Here is a 26905-nt window from a genome sequence, read left to right as displayed (position 1 = left end):
GGTGGGGTGCGGTGGCCGGTGGGGGCCGGGCCGGTGAGGCGGTCGACGCGGAAGAGCCGCCATGCGCCGGGCTCGGTGTCGTAAGCGACGAGGTACCACAGGGGGTCGGCGGCGACCAGGGTATGGGGTTCTACGCGGCACTGTCCCGTCTCGCCGCTGCCGGTGCGGTAGGTGAAGGTGAGGATCTCGTGGTCGCGGCAGGCGGCGGCCAGGACGGCGAGGGTGGACGGGTCGGCTCTCGGACCGGTGCTCCAGGGCACCGGAAGCGGGGCGGTGGTGGCCTGGATCGCCGTGACCTGGTGGCGCAGCCGGTGGGGAAGTACCTGTTCGAGTTTGGCCAGGGCGCGCAGGGCGGTCTCCTCGATCCCGGCGACGCCGGCGGCGGTGCGCAGGGCGACGGCGATGGCGACGGCTTCCTCGTCGTCGAGCAGGAGCGGGGGGGGGAGGAGGAGGTCGGTGCCGGGGGCCAGGCGGTAGCCGCCGGCGGTGCCGGTGGTGCCCTCGACGGGGTAGCCCAGCTCGCGCAGCCGGTCGATGTCGCGGCGGATGGTGCGCAGGGTGACGCCGAGGCGGTCGGCGGGTTCGGCGCCGGACAAGGTGCGGCGGGTCTGGAGGAGGGAGAGCAGGCGCAGCATGGCCGGGCAGGGCCTGCGTCATGGCGTGTCCTCGGTCATGCCCTTCAGGCTGCCAGTCCATGGTGACGCGAGATGTCCTAAAGGGGCCCTACGGTCGACACCAGAGCGGAACAAACCGCTCCGGCGCCCCGAGCGCCCTCCGGCCCGAGCACCCGCACACGGTGGTGCTGCGGCCTCTCTCCTCATCTGGCCCCCGTTGGAAGGAAAGCGTCATGGGCATGATGGATCCCGGCAGTGTGGTCTGGTTCGAGGTCGACACCACCGACCCGCAGGCCGTCAAGGACTTCTACGGCTCGCTCCTGGGCTGGACCTTCCAGACCGTCCCCACCCCCGACGGCCGCACCTACACCCTCATCAGCGCTGACGGTGCCCCTCTGCCGATGGGCGGTTTCTGGGAACCCGCCCCCGGCGTGGGGGAGGGCTTCGTCCTGGCCGTCCGGTCCGCCGATGTGGACGCCGACATCGCCCGCCTCAAGGACCACGGTGCCGACGTGGTTTCTGCGGCCGGCCCGGCTGCCGACGGTGGCCGCAGCGCACGCCTGACCGACCCGCGCGGCACCCACTTCTCCATCTGGCAGTCCCCCACCCAGCCCCCCGCAGCCGACGCCCAGCCGGACGCCGCTCCCGGCGCGCCGGTGCCCGGTTCCCTGGGCTGGTTCGAGATCGGCACCGCCGACATCGAGACGTCGAAGACCTTCTACGCCAACGCCTTCGGCTGGACCTACATCCACGACACGGGCGTGGCCTCCCGGACATACTTCGCCGCCGTCACCCCCGGCGACACGATGGGCAGCGGCGGCCTGGCCGACACCGGCACCTCCGATGGCGCCCGGGACTACGCCGCCCCGCAGTTCCTCACCCCCGACGTCCCCGCCGCCGTCGCCAGGGCCACACAGCTCGGCGCCACCGTGGAGTCGGGCCCGGAGACCACCGCCTACGGCCTGACCCACGCCCGCCTGACCGACCCCCGCGGCAACCGCTTCCTCCTCTTCACCCCGCCCCCCATGCCCCCGCAGGGCTGACCACCCGCTCACCACACTCCCAGTGGTACGGCGTTCCCCGGCCATGACCGTGTGACGAACTCTCAGGGGGCCTGCATCCGAAGCCGGATGACAGGCCCCTCTGCCGCCGGAACACCGGGAGGTGCTTCCCGGGCCGGCCGGGTGGATGTGTTCGTCACCCCGCAGACACATGACAAGACCATCGGATGAATGATGGGGATCGGGTGCAACCTAGCTCAGCGACAGCGAGTTCTGAGGCAGTCGCTGGTGCTGTCCTGTTGGGAGTCTGGAATTGCCCCTCGCCCGATCCGTAGCCCTTTCCGCCGTCGTGGCCGCTTCGACCGTGCTGCTGGGCGCATCGCCTGCCGCCGCCGGCGGCATCGTGGTCTTCGACTCACCCTCCACCGATAACACGTGCACCGCCCACCAGACCGGAGCGCACAGCACCACGCGGACAGCGCCTGGCACCGCCACAGGCAACGGCCTGGGGGTTCCCGTCGGCACGCTGCTCAATCACTGTGGCGGCGCGGATATTCGCTGCCCAAAGCTACCGGTTGACTTCACTTCCCCTCAGCTGCCCGTGAACCCCAAGCCGCTCACCGATGCACTCCGGACGGCCACAAAGGAAGCCATCTATACCTATGTAAGGCAGCAAGTTCGTGCTGCGCGGGCTACAGAGTCTGGGGCTTCGGCCGAACTCGCGGCGCAGGTACAGCGGGCCGTTCAGCGGTTGATTGCCGGCCAAAGCTCCCTGGGTACACCAGGGACCGAGACCGCTCCCCTTGATGCGCAACAGATCCTGAGTGCTGTTCAAGACGTCTTGAGTGAGCCGAGCGTGGGCGGCGTATCCAATGACGCGAAGATCGAGCCCGATGACAGTGACTTTCAGGACGCCGCGGAAAGGATTACGGATGAGGCGCTGGATAAGATCGACATTGGTAAGTACACGCCCCGGATTCCTGCGCTCATGACCGAAGCCGATACAGCCTGCGGAAATATCGTCAAGCAAAAGGCTTTTCAGAAGCACGAGAAGGACGCGCATAGCAACAAAAAGCGGCTGTCCGCTTCAGACGCTTTTAGGCTAGTTGAGGGTTGGATGAAGAAGGTAGGTTGAGGGTCCGGGGCGCGGAGCTGAAGCTTTCGCGCCGTGGCAGCTCACGTCTTCCCTACTGTCGACCTGGACCTTGCGTGCAAGTGCTCAGGGGCTGTGTCGTGGTCGGGAGGCTGGGGTTGGGGGTGAGGATGCGGCGGAGGGTGTCTTCGACTTCGTCGCGGGTAGGGGGCTGGGCGCCGGCGAGGCCGGTGAGGGAGAGGCCGTTCATGGCGGCGGTGGCGGCGCGGGCGGTGGAGGGGTCGACGTAGCGCGCGAGCAGGCCGGTGGTGGCCTGGGTGAACTTGTCGACCAGCGGCCGCAGGGCGGGGCGGCGCAGGGCGGCGGTGTAGAGCTCGACTTCCACGATCTCGTCGGCGCCCCGGTCGGGGCCGAAGCTGCTGACGAGGGCGTCGGCCAGCAGGACGGTGAGCTGCTCCGGGGTGAGGGTGGGGCGCTGGGCGGCCCATTCCTGGAGTTCGCCGGCGTACTGGTCGTAGGTCTGCTGGAGCGCGGCCTGGATGAGCTCGTCCTTGCTCGCGAAGTGGTGCGTGGTCGCGCCCAGCGCCACGCCCGCCTCCTCGGCCACGACGCGGTGGCTCAGCCCCTCGATGCCGCGGGCGGCGATCACGCGCTGCGTGGCCTCGACGATCTCGGCGATGCGCCGCTGCGGGTCGCGGCGACGCCGCGCGGGCGGGCTGGCCGCCATGGTGATGCACCCCTCTGCGTTCTTCGAAGTCACTGCCGGACGTTCGTACGGTACCGCACGGCCAGTCCGGTGCGGCAAGCCGGACCGGGCTGAGCCCGCCGCCTCATACATGGTGCCCCCAGTCCGTGCCTCGTGAGCCCGTGCCGATGGCCGAGCGCTATGGTACGGTCGTTCTGTAACGAGCTGCAGTGCTGTGCGCTGCGCTTCCTTTCTTGCCTGCTGCCGCTGAGCGGTCGTGCGGGCCGCCGGTCCCGGTTGACCTGATTCCGCAGGTCACAGCTTTGGGGCTGATGCCGAAAATCCACCTTCGCCTCGCTTCGCGAGCCCTACAGAACATGTGTTCTCATGGCTGAGATAGATCCTTCTGCTGATACTTCCGCTCCTCCGCCGGGCGGTCGTCTGCGGGCGTTGCTGCCCGATGCGTCGCCGCTGCGTTCCTCGCGTGACTTCCGCCGTCTGTGGCTGGCCGGTTCGATCACGGCGTTCGGTACGTACCTGACGCTGGTCGCGGTGCCGATGCAGCTCAAGGAGCTGACCGGCTCCACGCTCGCCGTCGGCGCGGTGGGCGCGGTCGAGCTGGTGCCGATGATCGTGTTCGGGCTGTACGGGGGCGCGCTGGCCGATGCGGTGGACCGGCGGAAGCTGATCCTTTGGTGTGAGCTGGGGCTTTCGGTGCTGGTGGGCGTGCTGGCGGTGAACGCGATGCTGCCGTCCCCGATGGTGTGGCCGCTGTACGTCATCGCCGGCCTGGTGAGCACGCTGGCTTCGCTGCAGCGCCCGGCGCTGCACGCGATGGTGCCGCGCGTGGGCGCGCATGACCAGCTGATGGCGGCGGGCAATCTGGAGTCGGTGCGCTGGCAGGTCGCCGCGATCGCGGGCCCGGGGCTGGCCGGCGTGGTCGCCGCGTTCGCCGGGGTGCAGATCGCCTACGGTCTGGACGCGCTCACGTATGTGGTCTCCGCCGTGTTGATGCTGAAGCTGGCGCCCTGCCCGCCGGCCGAGGACGCGGAGAAGGCGTCCCTGCGCGGTGTCCTGGAAGGCGCCCGCTACGCATGGCAGCGCAAGGACCTGCTGGGCACCTACGTGATGGACGTCGCCGCGATGTTCTTCGCGCACCCCGAGGCGCTGTTCGTGTTCCTGGTCACCGAACTGGACACGCCGTGGGCCCTCGGCCTGCTGTGGTCGGCCAGTGCGGTGGGCTCGCTGCTGATGGGCCTGGCCTCCGGCTGGACCTCCCGCGTGCACCGGCACGGCCTGCTGGCCGTGTGCATGTCCGCCGCCTGGGGCGCCGCGATCGCCGCCGCCGGCATGGTCCACAACATCTGGCTCGTGCTGGCCGCCCTGGTCGTGGCCGGTGGGTTCGACATGCTCAGCGGCCTGTTCCGCACCACCATGTGGAACCAGACCATCCCCGACGAGCTGCGCGGCCGTCTGGCGGGCATCGAGATGCTCTCCTACATGGCCGGCCCCCAGCTCGGCCAGGTCCGCGCGGGCGGCATGGCGGGCATCGTCGGCATCCGCGGCGCGATCGCCTCCGGCGGCCTGGCCTGCGTCACTGCCGTCGGCCTCGTCGCCCTGGCCCTGCCCAAACTGCTCACCTACGACGCCCGCACCAGCGAGGACGCCCGGCGCGTGCGCGAGCAGCAGGCATGCGCGGCCGAGGCCACGGCCTGAGCGCGGCGGACCCGCTGACCGGCAGGTCCGCCGCCACCCGGGCGACACCCCCGGCCCCCGGTGCGCACAACGGGCACCTGGAACACATAAGAAACGACGAAGAAGGAGGTGTGCGGGACATGGCCTACGACGAGGTGCTGGCCCAGCGGGTCGTGGAGCGACTGGAACCGGAAGGGGTCGTCGCGAAGAAGATGTTCGGTTCGATCACCTGCCTGCTGGGCGGCAACACGGTGGTCAGCGTGTACGAGGACGGGCTGTGGCTGCGCGTCGGCCCGGACGGCATGGATGACGCCCTGGCCGAGCCGGGCGTCCGGCCCGCGGTCCACCGCGGCAAGCCGGCCGACGGCTGGGTCATGGTCGCGGGCGACGTCCTCGACGACGACGTCCTCGACCACTGGCTCGCCATCGCCATGGACGCCACCGGTGAACTCCCGCCCAAGTAGGCCGCACCCCCGGTCCATGCGCCTCGCGTGACCGGGGCCGGCTCCGGTCCGCGAGGCGCGGTAACCGCCTCCGTCAAAGGACACACCCTGTCCTGAAATCCCCCTACGGTGGACCCGTTCCACGCAGAGTAAACCGGGAGGTATCCCCCATGAAGATCGCTGTTCTCGGCACCGGTGGCGGCGCCCGCTGCCACATCGCCAAGCTCGCCGGACTCGGCCACGAGGTCCACGTCGGCACCCGCGACCCTGAGGCCACCCTGGCCCGCACCGAGCCCGACATGATGGGCACCCCGCCCTTCAAGGACTTCCTCGCCGAGCACCCCGGCATCACCCTGCACACCTTCGGCGAGGCGGCGGCAGCCTCCGACGGCCTGGTCATCAACGGCATCGACGGCCACAACGCGGTGGCCGCCCTGTCCGCCATCGCCGGCCGGCTCGCGGGCAAGACGCTCGCCGACTACGCCGTCCCGTACATCTACAACCCGGACATCGAGCGCCCCTGGCCCACCCCGTGGGGCGTGAACCCGATTCTCGACCCCTGCGACAGCGACAGCCTCGGCGAGCAGATCCAGCGCGCCCTGCCCGCCACGAAGGTCGTCAAGGCGTTCGTCACCCAGGAACAGGCCACCGTCGTCGACCCCAAGAGCATCGGCGGCGGGGATCACACCATGTTCGTCGCGGGCGAGGACTCCGGCGCCAAGCAGCAGGTCACCGACCTGCTGACGTCCTACGGCTGGAGCGATGTCCTCGACCTCGGCGGCATCGTCGCCGCCCGCGGCATGGAGATGTACGCGCACATGCACGGAGCCATCGGCTTCGCCCTGGGCTTCGGCACCCACTTCGGCATCAAGGTCGTCCGCTGACCGACCGTACCCGGTGCCGAGTGGCGGGCCGCCGGTCCCGCCCGGGCCGGCCGCTGCGCGTCCGCGGCTGACGGGCGGGACCGGCACCTGATCCCCGCCGCCTCCGGGCCGCACGCCCCCACAGCCGTGAGGAAGAAACCCATGGCTTTCGTTCCCTGCATCAGCGTGCAGGACATCGCTGCCGGCCTCGCTTTCTGCAAGAAGCCCGGCTCACCCCGGACCCACCCGCCCCCGAAGGAGGAACCGCCATGATGTGCCTGGCAGTGGAAGACCCGCTGGCCACCGCTGCCCTCTACCGCACTCTCGGCTTCGGCATCCAGGGCGACGCGGACACCCAGCCCCTCAACCCCGAACACCCTCTGCTGATCATCACCCATGACGGCAAACCCGCCCTGATGGTCCAGACGGACACCAGCCTGCGGGAACTGCTGCCCACCATCAGCCCATCAACGGTGCTTCCGGCATCCACTACTTCATGGCCGACGACTTCGACACCACTGCCGACCGCATCCGCCCCCATGTCACCGTCGTCCACGACACCATGACCAACTACGACCGCACCGGCCGGGAGTTCTTCTTCAGTGACCCGGACGGCTACCTCATCGGCATCTTCGGCCCGCACGACATCACCCTCTTCTGCCCCGCCGCCGACACGCCGTAGCAACCTGCACCCTGCCCAGCACCCCCATCCGGCCGCAGCCGTCAGACGCCCACGCACCGACACGGTCCACCGCCATGAAGACCGCAGCTCCGGGCGCCGGTGGCGGCGCTCGACGCCACCTCGCCACGCCGCCGAACCAGGTCACGATGCCATCGCCGGCAGCGCAGCCCCTCCCAGACCACCCCAGCCCCCACCGAGCTCCTGAAGGCACTGCCATGAGCAACGAGAACACCAACTCCCTGTCCGGCACGGTCATGTGCCACGCCATGTGGGCCCGCGACGGCCGCGCCCTGGCCGACTTCTACGCCACCGCCCTGGGCACCGCCGTCTCCCAGAGCTACCCCGACGAGCACGGCAACGAGGCCGCCTGCGCCTTCTCCGTGAACGGGGCGATGTACCTCTTCTACACCTCCCCCTCCTACCAGGCCCCCCACTGGCCCGAGGACGAACTGCCCTTCCACATGGACCTTGCCTTCCCCGACGTCACGACGGCGGAGAAGCGGCTGCTGGAGATGGGCGCCACCAAGCCCGGCCATCAGCCGGGCGGCGAGCAGTGGACGGTTCTCCTGGACCCCTCCGGCCAGCCCTTCTGCATCCACCAAACCCACTGAAAGCCCCCGCCCGCCACATGACCGCCCTGCCCCGCATCACCGCCGGCCAGCGCCGCGCCCGCCTCGTCCGCCGCCACCTCCTCGCACCGCCGGTGCGGGAGAAGGCGGTTGAGGCAGTGGCCGAGGCCCTGGTCGGCCTGCATGCCACCGACCCTGCCACCGTCTTCCTCGCCGCGGCCGCCCGCATGCACACCCCCACCGTCGCCGCCGTCGAGCACGCCCTCTACAACGCCCCCGACGGTGCCCCGGTGCTGGAGCGGATCCGGTGCATGCGCCGCACCATGTTCGTCCTCCCCGCCCGCCTGGCCCCCACCGCCTGGTCCGCCACCGTCCGCGACACCACCGGACACCGCACCGACACCCTGGCCAAAATCCGGGACACCCTCGGCTGGGACGAACGCCGCTACGCAGCCGCCGAGCAAGCCACGCTCGCAGCCCTCACCGAGCGTGGCGAGGCCACCGCCGCCCAACTCGCCGTCGACGTACCCGACCTGCGCGAGCAGATCGTCACCTTCCCCGGGAAACCGTACGAGTCCCGCCAGCGCATCAGCTCGACCGTCCTGGCCGTGCTCGCGGCCGAGGGCCGCATACGCCGCTCCCGCCCCGCCGGCTCGTGGACCTCGGCACAGTTCCGCTGGGCCCCGGCCCGGCCCCTGCCCCGCATACCCGTCGCGGAGGCGAAGACCACCCTGGCCCGCCACTACATCAAGGCATTCGGCCCGGTCACCGTCGACGACCTCAAGTGGTGGACGGGCTGGAACCTCACCGACACCCGCAAGGCCCTGGCCGCCACCGGTGCCCAGGCCGTCGAACTCGACGAAGGCACCGGCTACCTCCTCCTCGAAGACCTCGACAGCCTCGATGACGTTGAGGACTCTGAGCCGGCGGTCGCCCTGCTTCCCGGTCTCGACCCCACCGCGATGGGCTGGCGCCACCGCGGCTTCTACCTCGACCCCGAGCACACCAAAGCCCTCTTCGACCGCAACGGCAACATCGGCCCCACCCTCTGGTCAGGCGGCCGCATCATCGGCGCCTGGGCCCAGCACCCCGACGGCCACATCAACCACCACCTCCTCACCGACCCCGGCCGCGAAATCCGCACCACCATCGAGGCGGAGACCACCCGCCTGGCCACGTTCCTCGACGAAACCCGGGTCACCCCCTGCTACCGCACTCCCCTCGAACGCCACCTCGCCACGCACTGAGCCCTGCCGGATACGGACGGCCCCTTTCCCTCGTGCTGCCCGCTGTGGGGGGCGTCGCGTTCGGCCCTGCCCGGTCCGCACCGGTACCAGCCATGCGCAGGACGCGCCGCTCGATCCGTAACAACTCCCTTTCGGGAGATGCCTCATGCCGCTTTTCCCGCAATCTGACCGCTCGCCCGAGCCGCGGGGCCGTTCCCCGCGTGCCAGGCGGCGGTGGACCGCTGCGGTGGCCCGTCTCCCGAGGCCCGGCTGCAGCCGGCCAGGGCGACGCGGTTCCGGGAACGCTGATGCCCACCGGCCCCACACAACTGAGCCTGGAAAGCACGCTGGGCGACGGCACCAAGATCGCCAAGACCACGCTGCACGGGGCGAGGTCGGGCTTCACCGGCAAGGTGTGGGTGTGGTGGCCCGAACAGTACGACGAGGCGAAGTACGTCAGGAGCGGCTTCCCGGTGCTGATCGCCCTGCCCGGCGGGCCCGGGGCCGACGGCAACTACTGGATCGGCTCCAACCCAAACTCCAGTCCTCCATCGCCGCCTGGTCCCGCGAGGGCAGGAGCCTGCCGTTCATCGTCGTCATGCCCGTCCTCAATCCCGGCACCGACAAGCAGGAGGACCACCACGACGGCAGCGACATCCCCGGCCGGCCGAAGATGGGCACCTGGCTCACCGAGGACGTCCCCGACTTCGTCCGCGCCAACTTCCGCACCTTCACCTCCCGCGACGGCTGGGCCTTCATGGGCTCCTCCAGCGGCGGCTTCGCCGGCCTGAAGTCCGTCCTGAAGCACCCGGACAAGCTCAAGGCCGTCACGCCTCCGGCCCCGACATCGTCCCCGACTCCCCGCACTGGGCCGGACACGAAGCCGCCAAGCAGGCCAACAACCCCAACCAGCTCGCCCGGCAGCTGATCCACACCAAGGGCCCCGACGTCTGCCTCGCCTTCCAGTACGGCACCAGGGAACACCCCCTCACCACAGGCGGCGTCAAGGAATTCGTCCGCACCTACGGCAACCAAGGCCCCGTCCACACCACCGTGACCGAAATACCCGGAAGGCCGCCACAACGCCGCCGGCTACGTATGCGGCATGGGCACGGGCCCCATGGAATGGATCAGCCAGCACATGCAGGCCCCCATCGCCCAGCCATGACCCCGGCGAGCCGGACGCCCCTCTCTCCGCGAGTGACCGGTGTGAGAAGCTGTGTCACATCCTCTTTCCCCAGGTCACGTGGCTATGAAGCACAGATCAGGCACACCGGAGCGGGTACCGGCCTGATTCCCGGCAGAAGGCAAGATTGCCGCCCGCCCACAGGCCCAGGTGATCAGCCCACTCCAGCAGAAGACCTTCGGCAGTGGGCCCCTGGTGGGCCGCAGGCACCAGCGCAGCGCGGAACTCAAGGAACTGCCGGGCGCGGCCGGTGATCCGGTCGGCTGTGTCCTGGGCGGCGTGCTGCAGGCTGATCCGGTGATGATGGGCAAGCACTGCCAGGAGGTTGTTCGGTTCCCCCCGGGAGAGCTCCTTGGGAGCGGAGAACAGATCGTTTGTCCAGGCGATGACGTCGGCAGCGCAGTCAACCACGTCATGATGCAGGGTGCCGGCCAAGAAGTCGTCCGGCAGCTCGAAGCCGTGAGCGTACTCGACCAGGTCGAAGTGCCAGATGAGGGTCGAGGAGACGCGGCGCCAGGGGACGTACTCACCCAGCACGGGCGGCGGGCCGGAGCGTGCGCGGCGGAATCCGGCCTGGACGTTGGCCTGTTCCCACTCGGCAAGGTGGGCGCGGAAGCGTGAGCACCAGACCGGGCTCATGGGCTCCTCGATGACCTCCAGCAGCGGAGAGGCCGTGAGCGGGCGGAGCCGGGCAGCGCCCTCGTCGGCGTGGTCATCATCGAGGAACATCATCAGATCCAGACAGGCGAGCGTGTCCAGACGGCTACGGGGTGCGGTGGGATAGACCCAGGCGGCAAACCGGTCGCACAGTTGACGGTAGGCCCGGTCGGCTACCTGCGGTGTGGCATACAGGCCGGTACGGGCAGCCCACGCCCGCGCATGAGCGGCGGCCTCGGCAGCTTCGGAATGGAGCTGCTGGGAGAACGGCAGCACCAACGGCGGCAGAACAAACTGAACCCCGCTGTTCATAACAGGACCTCACCGCCCTGAGAACGTCCTCATCTCAGGACAGCACGGACCCAGGGGCTCATACCAGGTGTATCGGCAGCCAAACACCGCACAAGCTCTGCCTCGAAGCACGGACAAACTCCCTTCACACACCTTCGCGCCCCCCGAATCGAACGGCAACGAGACGCTCCACCACCTCTCAAAAACGCCGTGACCTGTGGAAAGGTGATGTGACACAGGTTCTTGACTCTGTCGGTGATCTTGGAGTTTCCCGGTGCCGCAGCGCGGCCAACGGGCATGCTCGGGTGGTTCTTGTCGACCGACGAAGCCGTCGAGGTACCTGTTGTCCCTGCGCCCCCGTTCCGGTGAGCATGTTCCGCCTCTGACCGCGCAGGTCGCGCGGGCAAGCAACCGAGCGGCACGACGGCGTTATGGGTACGGGATCGGCTGGGCGGGCTGTGGCGTGACGAGGACTTCGCCGACTGGTACCCCAGGGACGGACGTCCTGGTCTTTCGCCCGCTCAGCTGGCCACCGTCTGCGTGCTGCAGTTCCTGCTCGGCCTGTCGGACCGGCAGGCCGCCGAGGCGGTCCGCTGCCGCATCGACTTCAAGTACGCCATGGCCATGGAGCTGGACGATCCCGGCCTCCACCACAGCGTGCTCGCCGACTTCCGCGACCGTCTCGCTGAGGACGGCCGTGCCGACCGCCTCCTGGACCTCGCGCTGGCCCGGCTCAAGGAGGCTGGACTGGTGCGCGAGCGCACCACACAGCGCACCGACTCCACCCACGTCCTGGCCGCAGTACGTGACCTGACCCGCCTGGAGCTGGTCACCGAGGCGGTCCGCGCCGCACTCGAAGAGGTCGCCGGCACCTCCCCGCACCTGTTGGATGAGCTGGTCGATGAGGACTGGGGGCACCGCTACGGCCGGCCCGTCCGCCTGGGCAAGAACCCCACCAAGCCCATGACCAGGATCCTCGCCGCCGGAAACGACGCCGTCCGGCTCCTGGAACACCTCCACCGGCACGGAGCGGACCGCATACCAGGCCCTCGCGTCCAGGCCCTGCGGTAGATCATGGTGCAGAACTACCACCGTGACGCCGCAGGACACCTGCGCTGGCGCACCGCCGAGAAGGAAGGCGGGGCGGGACTGCCGCCGTCGTCGAGGGTGATCGTCTCGCCCTACGACACCTCGGCCCGCTATGCACGGCACGGGCACATCATCAGCTGGAAGGGGTTCGCCGCTCATCTGACCGATTCGTGCGCTCCCGACGGCCTCAACGTGATCACGTATGTCGCCACCACTGCGGCCACCACCCACGACAGCCAGGTCCTGCCCGGCATCCACACCCGCCTGGCGCGTCGCGGGCTGCTGCCCGCCGAGCACCTGGTCGACGCCGGCTACACCTCCCTGCCCCACCTGGAACAAGCCGCCCGTGAACACCAGGTCACCGTCTCCGGGCCGCTGAAGACCAACCCCACGCACCAGCACCGCCGAGGCGAGGGCTTCGCCCGGGACGACTTCCATATCGACTTCGATCGTCAGCAGGTCACCTGTCCCCAGGGGCAGGTCAGCGCGGGCTGGCACGGCCCCTACCCGACGTCCTCACCCACCGCGGCCCCGCTGATCGTGGCCAGGTTCACCAAGAGCCAGTGCCGCCCCTGCCCGGCCCGCGCCCAGTGCACCAGCACCGCCGACAGCGCCCGCACCGTGGGCTTTCCCTCTCGAGAACTCCGCGACCTGCAACTCCGCGTCCGCGCCGAGCAACAGACGCCCGAGTGGAAGGCCCGATACGCGGTCCGCTCCGGAGCGGAGGGCACGGGCAACGAGTTCGCCCACGGACACGGCATGCGATGCTGCCGCTACCGAGGCCAGGGAAAGGCCCACGTCCAGCACATCCTGACAGCCATCGCCGTCAACATCGAGCGCCTCAGCGGACTGCCACCAGCCGAGGAAACCCCCACCACCCGCCGACCGACTGCCTTCCAGCACTACCTCGACCAACGCGCGATCCCCTGGCCGAAGTCCTGACGAACCCTGGGCACCTGACCTCGGCAACTCCAAGATCACCGACAGAGTCAAGTGCCTGTTTCCGAACCCGCCCGCCGAGGTCAGCGGCGAGACAGGGGAGAGCAGACGAGAGCCAGCCGTTCGGGGAACGGTCACAGTGACGGTTCCCCGAACGGCATTTCTGGGCGCCTCGCGCCCCGTGGCCACCGGGCGACGAGGGGTGTGGCACGGGGGCGCGCCCGAGGTGTGGTGGGGGCGCGTAGGGTTCTGGGTGCTTCCGCCTCTCGGTGCGCAAGGGTGAAGCTCCCTGGGCGCCCCGGGTGGCTTCTGGAACCGTTGCGTTCATGACCAATACGCGCCTTCGAGGGACCAGCTTCGGCCGCCTGGCGCTGGCCACGGGTGCCGCCCTCGCCCTCTTTACTGCGTTGCCGATGAGCACCGCCCATGCGGACGCCAGCGGGACGTTCTACTACGAGTCGGCCACGGCCGGGTCTCAACAGATCGTGGCCCCGCCTCTGCATCAGTGCATGACCCTCTTCCACGCGACCGGCGCCTCGAACCAGACCAACGCCACTGCCACGGTGTACTACGACGGCAACTGCGCGAATGAGTGGGGCAGCCTCCAGCCCGGCCAGTACAGCAACAACTTCGGCGCCAAGCTCTACAGCGTCAGGTTCGGCTCTTAGCCGTCTTCCTGCGCCGGCGGGACCCGCCCCGGGCCCCGCCGGCGCGCCCCAAGCGACCCCGCCCCGGCGTCGCCTACGGGGCGAGCGCCGCCAGTGCGTCCGCCACCGGCGCGGGGTCGAGCGGGCCGATGTGGGGCGCGGCCGGGAAGTCGTGGACCCGGAAGCGGTTGCGGGGTGTGCGGGCATCCGCCTCAGCGATCATCCTGTCCTGGAGCTTCGTGGCGATCGTCCGATCCTTGCCGAAGCGGAGATAGGTGCGCGGCAGGCGCCCCCAGGTCTCCGTCCGGCCCACGGCCCGGCCCGCGTAGGCCGTGGTCGACTCGTCCGTCTGCATGCTGCCGAGGCGCTGCCGGAACACGTTGTCCGGATAGCCCGCGCACATCATCTCCCGCAGTGCCTCAAGGTAACTCGGGTCTCCCGCACGAGGGTTGAGGCGCATGACGCCGAGCAGGTCGGGGTCGCCGATGATCTGGCCGAGCGGGATGAGCGCGTCCGCGTTCTCCGGGGCCGCTGTGCACGCGTCGGGGGTCGGCAGGGCGGGGCTGGGGCAGAAAGCCGCCATGTAGCAGATGTGGTGGAGCATCTCGGGTACGGCGTCGCTCACGCGGCTGACCGTGGCACCCCCCAGGCTGTGGCCGGCCAGGACGACGGGTCCGTGCGCGGCCGCCCGGCGCACGACGCGCGTGACATGCCGCTCGTAGTCGTCCAGGCCCAGCGCCGCGACCGGCGAGGGCTCGGTGGCCATGGCGGCGAGGTCCTGCCGCTGGTACGACTCCGGCACAAAGGCCTGCGAGCCGTGCAGGGGGAGATCTACGGCGATGACGCGGTGGCCGCGGAGGCTCAGCTCCTGCGCGACGGGCAGCCAGTACGCTCCCGCGCTGTGCGTGCCGTGGACGAGTACGTAGGTGCACGGCCCGGTCCGGCCCCGCCTGCCGCCGCTCAACTCATTCAACTCATGCTGAAGTGCCATGGGTTGACGGTACGGGCGGCCGCCGTCCGCCAGGAATGGGGACAGCCTCCGGTTCCGGGGTGGCGGTGGACCCCCGGGATCCACCGGATTCCGGGGTCCCCCGGTCCTCCTCGGCGGCGGCGCGGCAGCGTCCGACGCCGTTCTACCGCGGCGAGCAGTACACCGCCGACGACCGTCGATGAGGCTGTGACTCCGGAGCGGCCCACGGTCTCGGCGGGGACGTCGCGCCAGGCGACGCCGGTGCGCAGCACGTACATGATGCCGGCGAGGGCGGCTCTGCCGGGGACGCGGAGTCGGCCGGGATGGCGGTGGCCTCGGCGGGGAGCGAGTGGCAGCAGCGGAGCCACCCGCTCCCACAGGTCGTCAGCGACAAGATCAGCACGCACGTGGACACCCTGCCGACCGGGCCCGGCGCGTGCAAGGCCCACGGGCTGCGCTCGTGCGGGAGCGCCCGATCGGCTGAAGACATGCGTGCCCGTGGGCCCTGGCTGTTCGGTCGGTGGGTGTTGTTGTTCGGGTGGGGCGGGCCCGGGTTGTGGTCCGGGCCCGCCTGGCGCGGGTGGTCGCGCCTTCGCTGCGGCTTAGGACTTGGCGGCCTCGGCGGCCTCGGCGGCCTGGTTGATCTCGCCGCCGCGGACGGTCGCGTTGTCGGTGGTGGACTTCTTGTCCGGTGTTCCCTTGCCGGCGGCCGTGAGTGCCTTGTCGGCCATTGCCTCCAGGTGTTTGGTGGCGGTCTCCATGGCTTTCTGGGCGCGTGAGCCGGCGGCCTGGTCGCCGGCGGCGGCGGCTTCGATGCCCTTGGTGAGGACCTGTCCCATGGTGTTGAGGCCGCTCATGTCGCGGAACAGGTTCGCGGTGGTGATGGCCTGTGCGGCCTGCATGCCGGTCGGGTCGGGCATGGCCACCAGCGGCGTGAAGCTCGCCTGGGTGGCGCCCAGGCCGGCCACCGACAGGTCGAGATCCTTCGCGCGCGATCCGGTGGCGACCGGCGCGATGTCGGGGGCCGTGATCTGGACCGGGGAGTCCTTCCAGTTCCAGAACCGGGTGAGATCGATCTTCTCGGCCGAGTTGGCCCGGCCGAGCACGGCCTCGGCGAACACACCGTTGGTGGCGATGGCGATCGTGGTGGTCACCGCCTTCACGAGCCCGGTGTCGCTCTGCTGGCGGGCCTTCTCCCACGCCTCGCGCTCCTGCTCGGTGGGGAAGTTCCACCGGAAGCCGAGGTAGTTGCCGGTGACGGCGACCGGCTTGGGGTCCAGCTGCATGCCCAGCGGAACCGCCGAGGCGGTCGAGCCCGCCGGGGTATAGGAGTAGTTGGCGAGGATGCGGCTGAGGGTCAGCTCGTCGGCGTTGGCCCACACGGCCTGGCTGTAGTGGCGGCGGTTGTCGTTGAGGTGGTCCAGCACCGCCTGCGGCACGCTCCCGCCGCGCACGTGGAAGCCGAGCGAGGAGACGTAGGTCCGGGTGCCGGATTTCACGGTCGCACCGAACAGCCCGCAGATCGCCGCACCGCCGGCGTCCTCGCTCAGGTCGGGCGCCGCGGTGGTGGTCTCGGCGACGCCGAAGTTGGCCACGCCCGAGGTCATCGTCAGGCGCAGCCCGGAGAGGCTGCCGCGGGCGGCGGTGCCGGACCAGGCGTCGTAGGAGAGCAGCTTGTCGACGGGGCCGAAGGCGTAGGAGGCGCGCTTGAGGACGCCGGAGCCGCCGGTGTCGCCGAAGCGGACGGTACGGCCGGGGAAGACCACCTGGATGCTGCGGACTCCGGCCTCGTCGTACCAGACGTCGATCTTGGAGGCGTAGGAGGAGTCGGCGTCCGAGGGGGAGTCGAAGGTCACCGGCGCTTCCCGCTGCGCCATCAGGATCCGAAGCAGGGAGCCGTCGGTCCGCAGGACCCAGTGGTCCCCGCTGGTGGACGAGACGATCTCGCCTATGCCGGTGATCGTCGCGAAGGGCTGCTTGGGGGTGGTCCAGGCTGTCGCGCCCGGCTCCACCACGAGGGCCTTGCCCTCGTTGGTGATGCCCCACAGCGTGCCGTCCGGACCGGCGGACAGGCGCTGCACGTTCGGCGCCGGGGTTCGCTCCAGCCAGCCGCCGCCGCTGCGCTCGTAGGTCTTCCCCTGCTGGCAATACCACACCCTGTCCTTGCCGACGACGGCGACATCATCGGCCGAGGCGTTCAGGCTCTGCCACTCGCCGTTCTGGGCGCGCTGATAGATCAGATGGCCCGGCCCGATTCCGACGTGGTAGGCCGTGCCGTCCGGGCCGCAGGCCAAGGCCACTCCTTGCCCGCCCTGCGGGTCCCTTCGCCAGGTGGTCCCGTCGAACAGCATGATCGCCTTGTCGGCCCTGAGCGCCCAGATGGTGTCCTTGCCCGGTGCGATGCGGATCAGGCCGGTGTCCAGCCCAGTGGTGGGCAGCGGGTTCCACTGCCGGGCCACCGGGTCGAACCGCAGCGGACTGCCGTCGGACTTGCGCACCCCGTACACGCCCATGGGAGAGGCGGCGATGTCCGACAGGTCCACCCCGTCGAAGTGCGCAACCTGCGGCGCCTCCGGTGCCGTGCACGCCTCCAGCTTGCGCACGGCGGTGTCGAACGGGTTCGTCTCACGGATCTTCTTCGCCCACTCGGCGGGCGCCACCGAGGCGAGGACCTCCTTGTACCGCTGCAATGTGGTCTTGCTGAAGGTGAGCTCCTGCAGCGGGATGAACAGACAGCGTTCCAGCTTCACCGGCTTGGTCGTCACGTTGTAGACCTGCACGACCTCGTAGTACTGCACCGACATCGCGTGCATGTGGTTGTAGTTGGTGACGACCCGGGTGAGGACCTTCTCCTTCTCCGACTGCGTCGTCTCCCGCACCACCGTCATGTTCCGGCTGCGGGCCGCGGTCGCCACCTGCTGGGTCCGCGCACTGATGCGCTGCGCCGTCTCGGCCGCCACCGACTTCACGCCCGTGGAACGCGAGACCGCGGTCGTAAAGCCCTCGTTGGACGAGTCACTCCAGGAGCCGCCGCCGCTGAAGAAGATGAGCGAGCCGCCCATGCTGCCGCCGGAGGAGGACGACCTGCTCGACTGGCTCCCCCGGGAGCTGCCGTGCTGCTCCTCGCGGGCGATCGCGTTGGCGACCTCGCTGATCGACCGGTCCTGGTCGGTGGTGCTGGACAGCCTGTCCGCCTCGGTCGTCGACCCGGTACCGGTGGCCCTGGTGCCGCGCTGCCAGTCGACGACCGCGACCCTGGTGCTCTCGCCGGGCGCGAGCGCCAGGCTGTGCAGCAGCCGGCCGAGCGTGACGCCCTCGGCCTTCCAGCTCTGCTCCGTCGTGACGATCATGCCCTCGGCCGGGCGGTCGTAGAACGGCAGGTTCTCCTCACCCAGATCGATGGCGCCGGTCAGCTTGCGCCCCGGCTTCGCCCCGGGGATGTCGGTGAGCACCACCGAGCGGTACCGGACGATCTCCGTCGGGTAGTTGCCGGTGGTCGGCAGCAGGTCCTTCGGCGTCGCGCCGTCGAGCATCGCCTTGTCCACCTCGCTCGCCGACGACGGATTCGCCGGGGTCGTCGCTGAAGCGGTGGCAGAATTTGTGCTGCTCGGGTTGGTCATCACAGTCCCGTCTGAGAAGAAGGCGGAGGACGATGCGGCCGCCAGGCACTGGAGCACCCAGCCATGGGCAAACGACGCCGTTTGGATTGCTCGAAAACTATCCATCCCCTTCACAACAGCGTTGCACTTTGGCGAACTTGGCCAGATTCAGCACTCGGGACAGAGGCCCTCTTGCGGGGTCCGCACCAGGAAGCCGGCCGCCGCAGCCGGCGCCGGCCTTCACCTGGAAGAACTCACACCCGCACAGGGCCCGCCAGCGGCAGGCCGCTGTACCGACCGGTGCCGCCGAAAACACCGGGGCGCGCAGTCCCCGCGCCGCGCAACGCCTTTGCTGTCCTGTACGACCAGCTATCCACCAGCCCCCACTTCGGTCCGAGGCGGCAGTACTGGCCGTGGGCCTGCGAGTCTCGTTCTGAAACGATCAGTTACTGATCGTTTCAGAACGAGATGCACGAGCGGCCTGCCGCGTCGTTGGCTGACCTGCGGCGACGCCGACGGCGCTCGCGTTCGGTCCGCATCTTCCGGCCTCTTTGCTGTCCGACCGTGCCGGCTCGTTGCGGCACACCATTCCGGGGGGGTGTCGCGGTGACCGCGCACCCGCTGGGCAGGGGCGGCGGGAACCGCACCGCCGGCCGCGGGCGGCGAATAATGCGTTGACGCCCCAGGGAGGCGTCCTGTTAGCCTCAAGAGGTCGTTCTGATTCGTTCTGGGCCTGTGTGCCCTGGAAAAGGGTGTTTGATGTCCCGGCCCGCGCCGAGTGCGCCTCGCTGTACCGCGTAACCGTCCGCCGCCTTCCGCCGCCCGTTTCTCCGGGCCGTTGCCGGACGTGTCCTCCGGTGCTCTGACCTGCCTGTCCGCCGTTCCGCGGCGATGTCGGGCTGCCTTCTGACGAGGCCACTCGGCCTGCTCTTGCTGTCCTGATCGACTTCCAGCAAGGAGCACCCGGGTGTCCAGCCACACCTCCACCAACATCAACACTCTCGGCGTCAGCACCTTCGCCTGCGCGTGGTGCGGGCTGACCGTGTCCGCGTACGCCGCCGACGGCGCCCCGCGCAACCACTGCCCGTCCTGCCTGCACTCCCAGCACGTCCTCGACCACGTCGAGGGCGGTCCGAGCGACTGCGAGGGCCGGATGTCCCCGATCGCCATCGCCGTACTCCGCACCGGTGACTGGATGGTGATCCACCGCTGCGTGCGCTGCGACGAGCTCACGTCCAACCCCGTGTGCACGGACGACAACCAGCTCATCCTGATGCGTATGGCGGTCCGCCCGCTGGCCCAACCTCCCTTCCCGCTCGAAGCGTTCGGAACCCTCTGACCGCTCGACAGGAAAGGAGCACCGCCATGTCACGCAACAACCACAGAGGTCGCGGGCGGCGCCGTCCGCAGCGACACAAGGACGTCCTGCACACCCAGGGCGGACACCGGGCGAACGACTTCCGGTGCGTCTCCTGCCGGCTCGACGTGTCCCTGGACGCTCCCGGCACCGCGCACCGCAACCACTGCCCGAACTGCCTGGCCAGCCTGCACGTCGACCGGAAGATCCCCGGCGACCGCGACGCGGACTGCCGCGGCCGGATGGAGGCGCTGGGCATGTCCGTCCGCACCGACGGCGAGTGGATGATCATCCACCAGTGCGCCTCCTGCGGCGAGCTCAGCGCCAACCGCATCGCCGGCGACGACAGCCCGCTCGCACTGGTCCGCCTCGCCCTCAGACCCCTCGCCGACCCCCAGCGCGCCGGCCGCGCCCTGCTCACCCTGTGACCCGGTCGCGCCTGCCGAGGGCGGGTCACACCCCGCAGCCGCGCCCCGCCCACGGCATCCCACTCACGAACATCACCACTACCGAAAAGGAACACCTCAGACAGTGAAGATCAGGACCGAGACCCCGCACGACACCGACCGCGTACGCGAGGTGATCACCGCCGCCTTCGGATCCCCCGAGGACGCCGGCCTTGTCGACGCCCTGCGCGCCGACGCGTGCTGGATCCCCGCGCTCGATACGGCCCGCGCCCTGGGTGAACACACCGTCATCGTCCTCGGACACCCCACCTACTACCCGCGGTTCGGCTTCGAACGCGCCGACGCACACGGGGTCACCTGTACCCTCAGCGCCGGCCCCGACGAGGCCAAGATGGTCCTCTCCCTCGACGGCAGCCCCATCCCGTCCGGTGACATGACCTTCGGCAAGCCCATGGCCGGCGCGATCAGCGCCTACCAGCCGGAGTAGCCGAGCGGCGAAGCCCCAGGTCGGCGACCTGGGGCTTCGCCATGAAGCGGACAAGCTCCCGAGCTGCGAGAACGCCGGCATGAATCCCTTCAGGACGAGCTTCGGAAGCGGCGGAGGCATATGAGGCTGCAGGCCAGAACGAGCAGGCCCTGATGGAGGTCAGCGCGTCGCTCGCAGCGGATGCGGAGCCGCTTGAACTGGTGCAGCCAGGCGAAGGCACGCTCGACCACCCAACGGACCTTGCCCAGTCCCGAACCGTGGGCTGCACCGCGTCGGGCGATCACGGGCTTGATGCCGCGCTTCCACAGCAGACGGCGGTACTTGTCGAAGTCGTAACCCGGTCGGCACACAGCCGACGGGGATTGCGACGAGGCCGCCCTCGTAGGCCCCGGATCGGCGGGACGGCGTCAAGCGGCGGCAAGATCGCCGAGCACAAGACCGGCAGCTCAACTCATCCTGAAACGGTCAGTTAGATCCCCCAGCGCTCGCGTGCCCGCCGTTCCTTCAATAAGGGCACTGTCGCTGAACCACACAGCGGTGTCCGTACGAACCGGGGTGCGCACGCACAGAGCTCAGCCGCCGTGCCACCAGGCCGAAATGGCCTCCGATCCGAGTGAGGTGGTCGGAGCCCGACTGGTGGGCAGGGAAGTCACTCGGGCCCCAAGAATCGGCTCGAAAAGTGCAGGTCTCTGGCGTAGGGTCCGTCGGGTGCCGCCCTTTACCACAGACCAGCATGCCGGTGCCTCAGATGCACAGACACAGCCGAACCTCCGCTTGACGTCCGATCCTGATGAGATCGGGCACCTGGTGTGCTGCCGGGCTCTTTCATGGCGCACCGCGTTCTGCGGCGCCGAGGACGACACCATCAACCTTGCCGTCGAAACACTCTGCACGATGTGCATAGAACAAGCTGAGAGCATGTGGCCCGGCTGGTGGGCGGACCCGGCAAGATTCTGCCCTGTCGATGGCCAGTCCTGCCCGGATGAGCACGACATAGACCAGCGCATCGCATGGGAATCCGGCCCTCCGACACCATGAGTACGCCGGGACGGCTCAGCCCTTCCTCCACGGTCTCTGCGCGCGGCTCCATCTCCTGCTTCCACGACGCGGTGAAGCAAAGGAAGTACGAGAGCTTGAAGATGGTGGTCGATCGGCTGCTGCTGCGCCAGCTCCGCCCCATCCCCGGCGTGGGCGCCATGAAAGCGCTGACGGATCCGTGTTTTCTCAGCCGTCCTCAGCGCACGGCGTCGGTGAGAAGGGCGAGTCCGGCGATCAGCCCGATGTACGCCAGCACGATGAGTAGGGCGCACAGGATGAGCAGCCAGCCGGTGATAATGCCTAGGAGTGCCAGTCCCCGGTCCCGACCGCCCAGACGCTTGCCTCGGAATCGACCGACGTGGCCCGTCGGAATGGCCACGATCCCGAGCAGGGCCATGAAGAACGTGTAGTACGACCCATAGAGCATCCACATCATGGGCGTCGCGAAGGCAGCCACGATCAGGCTGACGCCCAGTGCGGCTGACCAGGCGCTGATACGGGCGGGAACGTTGCGTTGCTCGGTCAGGGGCGCGGCTGTCCGCCCGATGTCGCTGGTCACTATGGATCATCCTCCGTTAGTTCGACGGACCACTCTACGAGGGCTCCGGACAGGCCTGAGCGCCCCCCGCTGGCCGGAGGTGCCCGCGTGCCCGTTCATAGCCGCAGCGCTGCGGTGACGGCCGTGGCGCAGGCCAGGGTGTCCTAGTGATAGCGGTCGACCGGGCTTTCGGGGCAGCGCTGGGGGAGACGTACAAGGCGGTGAGCTCACCTGCAGCAATCAGCCGGGCGAGCCACCCGGGGTGGTCCCGGACGTCGTGCGCAAGGGTGGTTGCGGAGGTTGATGAGGGCGAAACCTCCGCTCGCGGAACGGTCGACTGGCGTCCTGAACTGTTGTTATGTCGTATCGTTGGTATGCCGATGCTGACGGACTACACGGTCAGTCGCCGACGAGGGCCCCAGGACGCCTGTGGGGCCTCGCTCGTTCTCCCGCCGCGGCCGTGCGGGGGCGGCCGGTGACTGATGGCGGCCGCAGTGGATCTACCCGTCACGGCGAACGCGCCGGGCGGCCCTTACTTTTTGCGGCCTTGGCCGCCTCGTCCCCTGCTGCGGCTGTGGCGCGCTTGCCGTCCTGGAACTGCTGAAGCCGCTTCAGAGTGGCGGCGGCCCACCTTGGGAAGGCCCCGTCGGAAGGTGCCAGCAATGGTCGGGCTGCCGGGCATGGACGAACAGAGCAGGCACGGACAGCGCCAGGGGGATGGGCAGACCGCGGTAGCACGAGCAGGTATTTCCAGTCGAGGCGGCCTCGCGCAGTGTCTGCGGCCTGTTGGTCCGAGAGCCCCTTTCGACGAACCGCAGCAGGGGCACCAGCGCGAGCCGGGCTGGAGACCACGCCGGCTTCCCCCTCGATGGACAGAGCTCCGGCATGGGCCCAGCCCGAGCGGCGTGAATGGTCAAGCGGGAAGGGGTTGATCAGTGGCCCGGTGCCCTCTTCAAGATGGAAGCCGGACGAGACCCGCGGCACCGTCTCACTGTGAGCCCGGGCGGAGGCTGCATACTTCCGGCCCGGCGTGGGCTTGCCAGTAACCGGATGAGGACTTCCAGCAACTACAGGAACCGGAAGCACCGCAGCAGGTCCATGCCGTACGAGCGGATCGTCGACGGCAGCTTCGAGGCAGCCTGCAACTCAGCAAAGAACACCGTCACCGGAATGACGAGCCGCCCCGCAGGGTCCAGCAGCCGGTACGGCTCGGGCGGCTCCCCGGTCTCCTCCAGTCAGCCGACTTGCGGCACAACGAGCGTCGCCGGATTCCGGATCAGCCCACGTGCTTGATCTATGCATCAGCTAACTTGATGCCTCCGATAGGTTACTGACCTGCGGAAACTCAGGTTTTAGTTCAGCCAACACACCACTGCTGCCCGTCCCCGCATGCCGGACGAAGGCCGGCGGACAGCCGGAGAAGTAGCACCGCCTGACATCATGTTTTCCAGTCTGGGGTAAGTCCGGATGGCTTCTGACCTGTATCACAGCGTCGCGGAAACGTCCGCGACGCTGGTCTCGATGCACGAGGGTCACGGCAGAGGCCGAAGGGCCCGTCAGGCCATGCGTTCGCCGCCCAGGCGTCTGTTCCCCACATCGAGCAGAACATCTGCAATGGAGAAGTGTTCTTCCAAGGCGGTCCGCAATGCGGCCAGCGCGGTACGCATCTGGTCGAGCTGCTCGCGTGGCTTGCGTTCACGGAGGTAGCGGGTGACCTTGGCGTATTCCTCTGGCCCCCAAGAGGTGTCCAGCATGAGTGCCTCCTCGCGCCAGCGGGGGACCAGGCCCGCGACGACAGCCCGCTGCTCGCGGAGATTCCGGCGTGCGGAAACGATGTCCATCAGGGCTACAAGGTCTTCACGGGTGGGGGCAAGAGGCAAAGCTCCGCCACCCACAATGCGCTGCAGGATGCGCACGGCGTCCAGCTTGCCCAGTGCCAGCGCCTCAAGCTGGTTGTAGGCGTCGGTCTCGATGATCTCTGCACGGCTCCGTTATCGGCCAGCAGGTCGACGGTCCGGGAGAGGCTGACCTGCTGCCTCGCGAGCTTCTTGGCGATGCCTGGCCCTGGAGAATGGAAATAGGCATCATCTCCGTTACCCACGCCTGGCCCCGGGTACCTCACGTAGCGCTCCAGCTGCGAGATGATGTCGTCCCCCGCCACCAGCAGCTCGTTGAGCCGGACGTAGAGCAGGAACAGCTCTGCCCCCAATGCCCGTCGGCGTTTCTCCTCTCGCACCGTCTTGATCCGAGGCAATCCCTGGGTCAGAGAAGCGGGCTTCCAGACCGCGGCCCACTCGAGCATTGAGTCGTCGAGCGATGGGTCCTGGTCGGCGGTCTCCCAGTACAGCATCGTCTCGTACAGCCGTCGTCCCAGCAGATGGACCCCGACTCCTCGAATCTCGTCGGTGACGAAGCGAAAGACCTGCTCATCGGGTGCGGTCAGTCGAAGTCACCGTCTGGCCCGACGATGTAGCCGTCAAGGGAGACACCCATCGAACAGGTCACGCCGCGCATCAGAAGTCCTCCTCATGAACGGGTTCGACACTGCGACCACTGGCCGTCGCAGGACTCATCGCGGCTCGCGGGATCCTCTGGGCCGAGCCGGTCCCCGTCCCCATGAGGGTGGGGGAGGGGCACTCGTCGGCTATCTGGATCTATGACTGGCCGAGCGGGAAGGCGGAGGGTGAGAGGGGTTCAGGAGAGCCAGTCGGTGTAGTGAGTGGGGGCGAGGTGAGCGTCCATATCGGTGAGGACGTCTCCCTTGACGGCGGCGAACATGCCGGCGGCTGGGTCGGTGACGACGGTGCGGTTGTCGCCCTTGTGGGACAGGGTGATCCTGCCCAGCTCGTCCAAGGGGAAGACTTCGGGGCCGGCGACGTTGTGAATGCCGTTCAGCGGGGCGCCCGCGGCGACCTCTGCCACTGCTTTGGCGACGTCTTCGGAGGCGATCGGCTGGATCGGCGTCGCGGGCAGCCGGACGGTGTCGCCGTCGGCCGTCCAGGACAGGACGGCGTCCATGAACTCCATGAACTGCGTCGCACGGACGATCGAGTACGGGACCGGTCCAGCCGTGAGGATGTCCTCCTGGAGCGCCTTGGCCCGGTAGTAGTCCAGCTCCGGCACCTGGTCCACGCCGACGATCGAGAGAATGACGAAGTGCCGGATTCCACCCTTCCGGCCCGCGGCCAGAAGATTGTCCATCGAGGTCTGGAAGAAGGTCAGGGAGGCTTCGTCGAAGGTCGGGGAGTTCGTCAGATTGACGAGGACGTCGGCCCCCGCCACCGCCTCGTTCAGTCCCTGGCCGCTGATGACGTCGACTCCGGTGGACTGCGAGTGCGGTACCGCCTCATGCCCGGCGGCGTTCAGATCCTTCACGACCTGCGATCCGATCAGTCCGGTGCCGCCGATGACCGCGAACTTCATCACATGCCCTTTCGCCGGGAGACATATCTGAAACTTGGCACATGGTCACTATGCCCAGGCGTTTGATATGAGGCCAGAACCGGCCGTACGGGAAGCCGCCTGTAGGACAGAAGCCGCCTGCAGGACATTCGTGCCTCAGGCCGTGATCCGGCGAGTCGCCTGAGATGACGGCGCGCAAATCGGCAGTGACCGCCGTCGGGCCGGTTGCTGTTCCCTCTCCCCGGCCGGTGCCGCGCATCACCTCGCCCTCACGGCACCAGCCCCGACTGTTTCGCCAGCAGTACGGTGGACACCCGGTTGTTGGTACCGAGTTTCCGGTAGATCTTCTCCAGGTGACGGTTGACGGTATGCGGGGAGATGAGCAGACGACGGGCTATGCCCTCGGCCGTCAGGCCTTCCGCCAGCAGCCCCAGCACCGTCAGCTCGCGTGGTGTCAGGTCATGCCCGGCGGGAACAGGAAGCGGCGCGGCGCTGCGGAGGCGGCGGAGCTCGCGGGCGTGGCTGTCGACGGTGAGGACCAGTGGCTGAATGCGGGTTGCCAAAGCGAGGTCGCGTTCGGTGAATTCGACGTCCCGCCCCAGGATGAGGGCGCGCAACGCCTGCGGGACACCGGGGGTGGGCAGGCAGAGCTTCTCCCCGCCCCCGTGATAGCGGGCTGAGTCGTACCACTCGGAATGCCGCCATCTCTCGCTGACGTGACTCAGGATAAACGGGCTTGTGACGCCCGATGCCACGTGGAGTGCCATGGGGTGCTGGTCCGGGGTGCGATTGCGTTCGGTGAATTCCAAGGCAAGGGGGCCGTGGGATTCCGGTGCCCAGGCTTCCGTCCGAAGAACGCGCTCAGCGGTGTACAGGCCGGAGAACGTCACCGCGGTGCAGTCGAAGGCTTCTCGTAAATGGCTGGTGATCAATGGCCACGCCGACTCCGGGTCGGCGTTCCCGAGGACTGCGACCACGAGGTCCAGCATGTGCTCGTAGTCCCGCACGCGAAGCTGTGCCATGAAAGGAGTCTGGGAGGTGCCTCCTCAGGGCACAAGGGGACGCGCGGCGCCACGGAGCCCTCGCGGGTTTCACCTCCCGGGGGCTCCGGCCGGCCGACCTGGGCTGCGACGGCCCGCAGACGGCGGCTTGCGCCTTCGTTTCGCTGAAGGTCTTGCGGCGGTGCACGCCGCCCTGTGCTGAAGAGCTGAAGAAGCAGCGAGTACGTCAGTGGGAGGCGAGCCCCGTACGGCTCGCCGTGTCGCGCCCCTGGCAGCGGAACCGGCCCGGAACCGGCCCGGAACCGGCACCGGGCCAGCTGGTCGGTCGGCAGGCAGGCCCAGGACCAGGCCGAAGCCCTCATCCTGGTCCAAGCGTGCCCGCGGCGCTCGCCGGTCGGTCTCAGCCGGTGGCTCGTACCCGCCCGG

25 protein-coding genes and 1 pseudogene are annotated in these 26905 nt (G+C 69.0%); 15 read left to right on the top strand and 11 right to left on the bottom strand.

What is annotated here, in order from left to right; genetic code table 11:
• The coding region (locus tag B7P34_RS19460) for a helix-turn-helix transcriptional regulator (RefSeq protein ID WP_146166860.1) at positions 1 to 635 on the bottom strand (635 nt) is incomplete at its 3' end.
• A 212-nt stretch (positions 636 to 847) separates the two neighbouring features.
• Between B7P34_RS19460 and B7P34_RS19455 the strand changes: the two genes are divergently transcribed.
• Positions 848 to 1657: a VOC family protein gene (locus tag B7P34_RS19455; RefSeq protein ID WP_106678132.1), complete on the top strand. Its 810-nt coding sequence runs from the start codon at positions 848 to 850 to the stop codon at positions 1655 to 1657.
• 307 nt (positions 1658 to 1964) lie between these two features.
• Positions 1965 to 2750 carry a hypothetical protein gene (locus tag B7P34_RS36785; RefSeq protein WP_146166858.1) on the top strand — a complete coding sequence of 262 codons (786 nt, stop codon included), beginning with the start codon at positions 1965 to 1967 and terminating at the stop codon, positions 2748 to 2750.
• A 52-nt stretch (positions 2751 to 2802) separates the two neighbouring features.
• Here B7P34_RS36785 and B7P34_RS19445 read toward each other — a convergent pair whose 3' ends face one another.
• Positions 2803 to 3468, bottom strand: coding sequence for a TetR/AcrR family transcriptional regulator (locus B7P34_RS19445; RefSeq protein WP_223268007.1), 666 nt, complete (start codon positions 3466 to 3468; stop codon positions 2803 to 2805).
• Between the two features lie 312 nt (positions 3469 to 3780).
• Here B7P34_RS19445 and B7P34_RS19440 point away from each other — a divergent pair, with 312 nt between their 5' ends.
• From B7P34_RS19440 to B7P34_RS19410, 7 genes are all read left to right on the top strand, one after another.
• Entirely contained in the window at positions 3781 to 5109 is a 1329-nt protein-coding gene (locus B7P34_RS19440) for an MFS transporter (protein WP_106678127.1), read from the top strand.
• Positions 5110 to 5228: 119 nt separating this feature from the next.
• Positions 5229 to 5552, top strand: a complete 324-nt coding sequence (locus B7P34_RS19435) for a TfoX/Sxy family protein (RefSeq protein ID WP_106678125.1) — start codon at positions 5229 to 5231, stop codon at positions 5550 to 5552.
• A 149-nt stretch (positions 5553 to 5701) separates the two neighbouring features.
• Positions 5702 to 6415 (top strand): NADPH-dependent F420 reductase, encoded by a 714-nt coding sequence (locus B7P34_RS19430; protein WP_106678124.1) that lies wholly within the window; start codon positions 5702 to 5704, stop codon positions 6413 to 6415.
• Between the two features lie 445 nt (positions 6416 to 6860).
• Positions 6861 to 7076, top strand: a complete 216-nt coding sequence (locus tag B7P34_RS19425) for a VOC family protein (protein WP_353620255.1) — start codon at positions 6861 to 6863, stop codon at positions 7074 to 7076.
• Positions 7077 to 7291: 215 nt separating this feature from the next.
• On the top strand, positions 7292 to 7687 hold the full coding sequence (locus tag B7P34_RS19420; protein WP_189382899.1) for a VOC family protein: 396 nt from the start codon (positions 7292 to 7294) through the stop codon (positions 7685 to 7687).
• Positions 7688 to 7704: 17 nt separating this feature from the next.
• Complete coding sequence (locus B7P34_RS19415; protein WP_106678121.1) at positions 7705 to 8892, top strand: winged helix DNA-binding domain-containing protein; 1188 nt, start codon at positions 7705 to 7707, stop codon at positions 8890 to 8892.
• Between the two features lie 145 nt (positions 8893 to 9037).
• Entirely contained in the window at positions 9038 to 9799 is a 762-nt protein-coding gene (locus B7P34_RS19410) for an alpha/beta hydrolase-fold protein (protein ID WP_223268006.1), read from the top strand.
• Between the two features lie 336 nt (positions 9800 to 10135).
• Here B7P34_RS19410 and B7P34_RS19405 read toward each other — a convergent pair whose 3' ends face one another.
• The gene (locus B7P34_RS19405; RefSeq protein WP_106678119.1) at positions 10136 to 11026 is read right to left on the bottom strand and encodes a terpene synthase family protein; all 891 of its coding nucleotides are present in this window, start codon (positions 11024 to 11026) and stop codon (positions 10136 to 10138) included.
• Between the two features lie 426 nt (positions 11027 to 11452).
• On the opposite strand from B7P34_RS19405, the gene B7P34_RS38690 reads away from it, so the two are divergent.
• From B7P34_RS38690 to B7P34_RS19395, 3 genes are all read left to right on the top strand, one after another.
• Positions 11453 to 12076, top strand: a complete 624-nt coding sequence (locus B7P34_RS38690) for a transposase (protein WP_353620254.1) — start codon at positions 11453 to 11455, stop codon at positions 12074 to 12076.
• A 3-nt stretch (positions 12077 to 12079) separates the two neighbouring features.
• The gene (locus B7P34_RS38685) at positions 12080 to 13036 is read left to right on the top strand and encodes a transposase (protein WP_223268005.1); all 957 of its coding nucleotides are present in this window, start codon (positions 12080 to 12082) and stop codon (positions 13034 to 13036) included.
• A 410-nt stretch (positions 13037 to 13446) separates the two neighbouring features.
• Entirely contained in the window at positions 13447 to 13701 is a 255-nt protein-coding gene (locus B7P34_RS19395; protein ID WP_146166856.1) for a hypothetical protein, read from the top strand.
• A gap of 73 nt (positions 13702 to 13774) precedes the next feature.
• On the opposite strand, the gene B7P34_RS19390 is transcribed toward B7P34_RS19395, so the two are convergent.
• From B7P34_RS19390 to B7P34_RS38675, 3 genes are all read right to left on the bottom strand, one after another.
• The gene (locus tag B7P34_RS19390; protein ID WP_106678117.1) at positions 13775 to 14671 is read right to left on the bottom strand and encodes an alpha/beta hydrolase; all 897 of its coding nucleotides are present in this window, start codon (positions 14669 to 14671) and stop codon (positions 13775 to 13777) included.
• Positions 14650 to 15018, bottom strand: a complete 369-nt coding sequence (locus B7P34_RS39750; protein WP_435693972.1) for a transposase — start codon at positions 15016 to 15018, stop codon at positions 14650 to 14652. The genes B7P34_RS19390 and B7P34_RS39750 overlap by 22 nt, the downstream gene beginning before the upstream one ends.
• Before the next feature lie 234 nt (positions 15019 to 15252).
• On the bottom strand, positions 15253 to 18270 hold the full coding sequence (locus B7P34_RS38675) for a hypothetical protein (RefSeq protein WP_223268003.1): 3018 nt from the start codon (positions 18268 to 18270) through the stop codon (positions 15253 to 15255).
• Between the two features lie 946 nt (positions 18271 to 19216).
• Here B7P34_RS38675 and B7P34_RS19375 point away from each other — a divergent pair.
• The 3 genes from B7P34_RS19375 to B7P34_RS19365 all read left to right on the top strand — a co-directional run bounded on the left by B7P34_RS19375 (position 19217) and on the right by B7P34_RS19365 (position 20500).
• Positions 19217 to 19588, top strand: a complete 372-nt coding sequence (locus B7P34_RS19375) for an RNHCP domain-containing protein (protein WP_106678115.1) — start codon at positions 19217 to 19219, stop codon at positions 19586 to 19588.
• Between the two features lie 26 nt (positions 19589 to 19614).
• Positions 19615 to 20034, top strand: coding sequence for an RNHCP domain-containing protein (locus B7P34_RS19370; protein ID WP_106678113.1), 420 nt, complete (start codon positions 19615 to 19617; stop codon positions 20032 to 20034).
• 103 nt (positions 20035 to 20137) lie between these two features.
• Positions 20138 to 20500 carry a GNAT family N-acetyltransferase gene (locus B7P34_RS19365; protein ID WP_106678111.1) on the top strand — a complete coding sequence of 121 codons (363 nt, stop codon included), beginning with the start codon at positions 20138 to 20140 and terminating at the stop codon, positions 20498 to 20500.
• A gap of 89 nt (positions 20501 to 20589) precedes the next feature.
• Here B7P34_RS19365 and B7P34_RS19360 read toward each other — a convergent pair.
• The 5 genes and pseudogenes from B7P34_RS19360 to B7P34_RS19335 all read right to left on the bottom strand — a co-directional run.
• A pseudogene (locus tag B7P34_RS19360) lies at positions 20590 to 20924 on the bottom strand (transposase); the annotation flags it as partial.
• Between the two features lie 810 nt (positions 20925 to 21734).
• Positions 21735 to 22097 (bottom strand): DUF4190 domain-containing protein, encoded by a 363-nt coding sequence (locus tag B7P34_RS19355; RefSeq protein ID WP_106678109.1) that lies wholly within the window; start codon positions 22095 to 22097, stop codon positions 21735 to 21737.
• Between the two features lie 1535 nt (positions 22098 to 23632).
• Positions 23633 to 23992: a hypothetical protein gene (locus tag B7P34_RS37550; RefSeq protein WP_189382897.1), complete on the bottom strand. Its 360-nt coding sequence runs from the start codon at positions 23990 to 23992 to the stop codon at positions 23633 to 23635.
• Between the two features lie 778 nt (positions 23993 to 24770).
• Entirely contained in the window at positions 24771 to 25499 is a 729-nt protein-coding gene (locus tag B7P34_RS19340) for an SDR family oxidoreductase (protein WP_106678105.1), read from the bottom strand.
• Between the two features lie 248 nt (positions 25500 to 25747).
• Complete coding sequence (locus tag B7P34_RS19335; RefSeq protein WP_106678103.1) at positions 25748 to 26500, bottom strand: response regulator transcription factor; 753 nt, start codon at positions 26498 to 26500, stop codon at positions 25748 to 25750.
• Between the last annotated feature and the right edge of the window lie 405 nt (positions 26501 to 26905).

It is taken from the genome of Streptosporangium nondiastaticum (assembly GCF_003011965.1).
Classification (GTDB): domain Bacteria; phylum Actinomycetota; class Actinomycetes; order Streptomycetales; family Streptomycetaceae; genus Streptomyces; species Streptomyces nondiastaticus.
The sequence above is the reverse complement of the archived record's forward strand: the minus strand, read 5'-3'. Positions and strand labels throughout refer to the sequence as shown.

Coding starts and splice junctions, on each gene's coding strand:
- B7P34_RS19455 (WP_106678132.1), top strand. CDS start 848: ATGGGCATGATGGATCCCGGCAGTGTGGTCTGGTTCGAGGTCGACACC.
- B7P34_RS19440 (WP_106678127.1), top strand. CDS start 3,781: ATGGCTGAGATAGATCCTTCTGCTGATACTTCCGCTCCTCCGCCGGGC.
- B7P34_RS19435 (WP_106678125.1), top strand. CDS start 5,229: ATGGCCTACGACGAGGTGCTGGCCCAGCGGGTCGTGGAGCGACTGGAA.
- B7P34_RS19430 (WP_106678124.1), top strand. CDS start 5,702: ATGAAGATCGCTGTTCTCGGCACCGGTGGCGGCGCCCGCTGCCACATC.
- B7P34_RS19420 (WP_189382899.1), top strand. CDS start 7,292: ATGAGCAACGAGAACACCAACTCCCTGTCCGGCACGGTCATGTGCCAC.
- B7P34_RS19415 (WP_106678121.1), top strand. CDS start 7,705: ATGACCGCCCTGCCCCGCATCACCGCCGGCCAGCGCCGCGCCCGCCTC.
- B7P34_RS19410 (WP_223268006.1), top strand. CDS start 9,038: ATGCCGCTTTTCCCGCAATCTGACCGCTCGCCCGAGCCGCGGGGCCGT.
- B7P34_RS19405 (WP_106678119.1), bottom strand. CDS start 11,026: ATGAACAGCGGGGTTCAGTTTGTTCTGCCGCCGTTGGTGCTGCCGTTC.
- B7P34_RS38685 (WP_223268005.1), top strand. CDS start 12,080: ATGGTGCAGAACTACCACCGTGACGCCGCAGGACACCTGCGCTGGCGC.
- B7P34_RS19395 (WP_146166856.1), top strand. CDS start 13,447: ATGAGCACCGCCCATGCGGACGCCAGCGGGACGTTCTACTACGAGTCG.
- B7P34_RS19390 (WP_106678117.1), bottom strand. CDS start 14,671: ATGGCACTTCAGCATGAGTTGAATGAGTTGAGCGGCGGCAGGCGGGGC.
- B7P34_RS38675 (WP_223268003.1), bottom strand. CDS start 18,270: ATGACCAACCCGAGCAGCACAAATTCTGCCACCGCTTCAGCGACGACC.
- B7P34_RS19370 (WP_106678113.1), top strand. CDS start 19,615: ATGTCACGCAACAACCACAGAGGTCGCGGGCGGCGCCGTCCGCAGCGA.
- B7P34_RS19340 (WP_106678105.1), bottom strand. CDS start 25,499: ATGAAGTTCGCGGTCATCGGCGGCACCGGACTGATCGGATCGCAGGTC.
- B7P34_RS19335 (WP_106678103.1), bottom strand. CDS start 26,500: ATGGCACAGCTTCGCGTGCGGGACTACGAGCACATGCTGGACCTCGTG.